Origin of the sequence: Aeromonas sp. HMWF014, from assembly GCF_963878295.1 — a bacterium.
Lineage (GTDB): Bacteria > Pseudomonadota > Gammaproteobacteria > Enterobacterales > Aeromonadaceae > Aeromonas > Aeromonas popoffii.
In genome coordinates, this window is record NZ_CAWNYS010000572.1 from 3821 (window position 1) to 7903 (window position 4083).

Consider the following 4083-nt stretch of genomic DNA (forward strand, 5'->3'; position numbering starts at 1 on the left):
GGATGCCGCTACCGATGAAGTAGACGGCCGCGCCGCCTACCAAAGAAGCCGCACTTACCACGCCAAACAAGCCAGGCAACAGAATGATCAGCGACCCCAGCGCCAGGAAGACGATACCCAGACGCATCAGCTTGCCCTGACTCAGGCGAAAGCTCAGCTTGGCGGAGAGCCAGGCGCCGAACAGGTAGCCGGGCAGCGGCAACACGAACAGAACGCTCACGGTGCGGGCACTCAGCTTGAGCACATCGCCGAGCAGCACGCCGGCCGCCGCTTCAAACACTGCCAGACCGGCAAAGGTCGCCATCAGGCAGAGCAGGTTACCCTGAAAGCGCGGATTGCCCAGTACGTGGCGGTAGGCGGCGCCGACTCGCAGCGGCTGTTGCCGGGCAGCCTGCGGCAGGGTTTCACCAAACCAGGCCAGCAGTGCCAGGGTAGTCACGGCACCAAAGCCGAACAGGAACCAGTAACCGGCGCGCCAGTTGAACAGCTCGGTCAACCAGCCGCCCAGTACGGGAGCCAGCAACGGGGAGAAGATCACCCCCATGCTCACCAGGCTGTTGGCCCGGTTCAATTCGGCGCCGCTGTAGCGATCGCGCATCACGGTACGGCTCATGGCACCACCGGCACCCGTCCCCATCCCCTGGATCAGGCTGCCTACCAGCAGCGCGGTGAAGCTCGGGATCAGCTGAATGGTCAGAGTCCCCACCAGAAACACCATCATGCCGATAAGCAACACCGGACGACGGCCGATGCGATCTGACAGTGGGCCATAGACAAACTGGGATAGCCCGTACGGAATGAGGTAACAGGCCATCACCGCCTGCAACTGGCCGGAGGCCACGTTGAAGTCCCCCGCCATCATAGGAATAGAGGGCACATACAGGGTCTGGGTCATCTGGCCCACAGCGACCATCAGGATGGTCAGAAAAAACAGAGGGTAAAAACTGTGCCGATACATATCTCAGTCCCGAAAATCATCAAAAAGCTGCCGCATCCCTGACAGAAACCTGCAGAGGGGATCCAAAAAAAGAGTCAATCAAAGGTGAAAATACAAGGCGGAGAACCCGCACCGGCCGGGAGCAGGGCACTCCCTTGGCTTGGCGTGATCTTAGTGATTCAGATCACGAAAAACGAACGAATCTTTGTAATCAGCTTTCCCAAGTTTTTCTAATGTAACGGGGCAATTTGCCCCGTCAGCAATAAAAATCAACGCGTTACCATCCGCTGTGCCTGCTTGACCAGATCCTCCGGTGTCTCGTTGCGCGGCGGTATAGTAATCCCTTTCTGGCAGGCGGGTTTCTCTGCCATGCGCACCATCCAGGCTTGCAGATGCGGCAGACCCTCGATGGAGATACCACTCCAGTCATGAATGCGCACCCAGGGCCAGGTGGCGATGTCGGCGATGCTGTACTCATCGGCCAGGTATTCATGCTGCGCCAGGTGACTGTCGAGCACCTCGAACAGGCGGCGTCCCTCCTTCTGGTAGCGCTCGATGGCGGCCGGAATCTTCTCCGGGAAGTAGCGATAGAAGACATTGGCCTGCCCCATCATGGGGCCCACCCCGCCCATCTGGAACATCAGCCACTGGATGGCCTGGGAACGACGCTTGGGATCCTGCGGCAGCAACTTGCCCGCCTTCTCAGCCAGATAGAGCAGGATGGCGCCGGACTCGAACACGGCGAAGTCACCGTTATCCCGATCGACGATGGCCGGGATCCGTCCGTTGGGGTTGATGGCCAGAAACTCGGGCTTTTTCTGATCCAGCGCCGACAAATCCAGCGGGATCACCCGATAAGGCAGCCCCAACTCTTCGAGGGCAATCGCCACCTTGAAACCATTGGGGGTAGCTGCAGTATAAAAATCAATCATCATGAACTCCTTGTGATCCACACATTGGCACAGAGATGGCCACTACTGTGCTTATGCCAGATCGTTAACGACTACGGGGTAGACCCATGCGGACATCTTCCCGCGCTCCGGCATGGCAAAGCGGCACAATACGGTCAGTTATGACAAATATTGCACCGCTTTAACAGGCCGAAAGCAGGAAAGGAAACGCTAGCTATACAGCCCCATGGGTTGGCGCTGACGCAACAAGATGAGACGGGACAACAGCGGAAAATAGGACTCAAGCTTGCTCAATAGCACTCTGCTACAGGCGGGATCGGCCAGCTCGGATTCGTCCAGCACTATGCCATTGGAGACAAAATAGAAACGCGGATCCCGCACATCCGGCCCCTGAATGGTGAGGGTCTCATCCCCGCCGCGCATCAACAGCGGTAATACCGGCAAACCGAACGTCTCGCCGCTGCGCTGCCAGGCAAACTCGGGCCAGGGTGTATCGCCATCTAACAGCAATATGGCCGCCTCTTCTTTACCCGGCTGCCACAGTGATGGCTGGGCAATGCTCACCTCGTTGAAGTAGTCGCCATATCCGGTTGATGCTCTCAAGGCAGCCAGCAGACCTTGAGTGGTCGCTGCCGACGGTTTTTGACTGACTAATGACAGATTCATGATCCACGTCCCTATGCTCAATGCAGCCTGTTATTCGGCTACCGCCATAAGATTAGACCAAAAAGAGTCTGTATTGGAGCCGTCAGATCTGGCAGTCGCCAAGGTCAGGGAGAAGGCGTATAACGGTTGCCATTATCGAAAAGACTGCTATTATACCGCGTCCTTTTATCCCCCGTTCTTTAACATCCAGTGGTGAACCTATGCATCCGATGCTGAATATCGCCGTGCGCGCTGCGCGCAACGCCGGTCAAGTAGTAGTAAAAGCCTTCTCCCAGCCCGAAAACATCGAGGCCATCCAGAAAGGCAGCAATGACTTCGTGACCAACGTTGACCGTGACGCCGAAGCGGCCATCATTCACACCATCAAAAAATCTTACCCGGAACACAGCATCATAGCTGAAGAGTCTGGTGAGATTGCCGGAACCAATCCGGACTACCAATGGATCATTGACCCACTGGATGGCACGACCAACCTCGTCAAGGGCATTCCGCACTTTGCTGTCTCCATCGCCCTGCGCGTCAAGGGCAAGACCGAGCAGGCCGTCGTTTACGATCCCATCCGTGACGAGCTGTTTACCGCGACCCGTGGTAACGGCGCCCAGCTGAACGGCTACCGCATCCGTGTCGGCAAGGCCAAAGAGCTGGCTGGCACCGTACTGGCCACCGGTTTCCCATTCAAACAGAAGCACCACATAGAACCGTACCTGAAGATGTTCCAGAGCATGTTCATCGAATGTGCTGACATCCGTCGCTCCGGCTCTGCCGCGCTGGATCTGGCCTATGTGGCTGCCGGTCGCGTCGACGGTTTCTGGGAAATCGGCCTCAAGCCCTGGGATACCGCTGCCGGTGAGCTGCTGGCCAAAGAGTCCGGCGCCATCGTCACCGACTTCGTGGGTGGTCACAACTACGAAAATTCCGGCAACATAGTGGTTGCCAACCCGCGCGTCCTGAAAGAGATGCTCGGCAAGATCCGTGAAAACCTGCCTGAGTCCCTGGCCAAATAAGCCAGCGCCTCGCAGAGGCACGCACAGTGAACCCGGTCCAGGCCGGGTTTTTTTATGTCTATTGCAAAGCCATCTATCTGCAAAGCCGCAAAACAATCCTGCCCGGCACCAACCATACCCTCAGCCGGGAGCTTGATGTACACATGCACTCAGCAAGTGTCTTGCCACCGATATCAAGTCCCTCCCCTTTGCAACGACTCAATCAACCACAAAAAGGGGTTTATACACTGGGCGCCGGCCTTTTCAGTACTGTCTTTGCCAAATAACAAAACCCGGCCTGAGCCGGGTTTTGTTATCAATCCAACGGGGACAGTGCCTGCTCGGCGTGAGCCTACCCTGCACTGCCCTTTGTATCATCAAGCCAGACGGAAGCGACCTATGGTCTGCTTCAGGCCGGCGGCCAGCTGGCTCAGCTCCAGACAAGCGCGGGCGGTGTGATCGGCCCCGATGGCAACTTCGTTGGAAGATTCATTGATCCGCTCCACGTTGCGACCCAGCTCATCGGAGACCGCATCCTGCTCACCACAGGCACTGGCAATCTGAATGGCCATGTCGGCAATCTGGG

General features: G+C 57.3%; 4 protein-coding genes and 1 pseudogene. 1 reads left to right on the forward strand and 4 read right to left on the reverse strand.

Annotated elements, in window-relative coordinates; genetic code table 11:
* The 3 genes from AAC083_RS22000 to AAC083_RS22010 form a co-directional block, all read right to left on the reverse strand.
* Positions 1 to 958, reverse strand: a 958-nt coding sequence (locus AAC083_RS22000) for an MFS transporter (RefSeq protein ID WP_375134780.1), incomplete at its 3' end; no start/stop codon positions are given.
* Between the two features lie 248 nt (positions 959 to 1206).
* Positions 1207 to 1869 carry a glutathione S-transferase family protein gene (locus tag AAC083_RS22005; protein WP_042034446.1) on the reverse strand — a complete coding sequence of 221 codons (663 nt, stop codon included), beginning with the start codon at positions 1867 to 1869 and terminating at the stop codon, positions 1207 to 1209.
* Positions 1870 to 2058: 189 nt separating this feature from the next.
* Entirely contained in the window at positions 2059 to 2514 is a 456-nt protein-coding gene (locus AAC083_RS22010; protein WP_108537705.1) for a hypothetical protein, read from the reverse strand.
* A gap of 200 nt (positions 2515 to 2714) precedes the next feature.
* Here AAC083_RS22010 and suhB point away from each other — a divergent pair, with 200 nt between their 5' ends.
* Positions 2715 to 3518 (forward strand): inositol-1-monophosphatase, encoded by an 804-nt coding sequence (gene suhB, locus AAC083_RS22015; protein WP_005310327.1) that lies wholly within the window; start codon positions 2715 to 2717, stop codon positions 3516 to 3518.
* Between the two features lie 356 nt (positions 3519 to 3874).
* Here suhB and AAC083_RS23490 read toward each other — a convergent pair.
* Positions 3875 to 4083 (reverse strand): annotated as a pseudogene (locus AAC083_RS23490) (methyl-accepting chemotaxis protein); the annotation flags it as partial.

Coding starts and splice junctions, on each gene's coding strand:
- AAC083_RS22005 (WP_042034446.1), bottom strand. CDS start 1,869: ATGATTGATTTTTATACTGCAGCTACCCCCAATGGTTTCAAGGTGGCG.
- AAC083_RS22010 (WP_108537705.1), bottom strand. CDS start 2,514: ATGAATCTGTCATTAGTCAGTCAAAAACCGTCGGCAGCGACCACTCAA.
- suhB (WP_005310327.1), top strand. CDS start 2,715: ATGCATCCGATGCTGAATATCGCCGTGCGCGCTGCGCGCAACGCCGGT.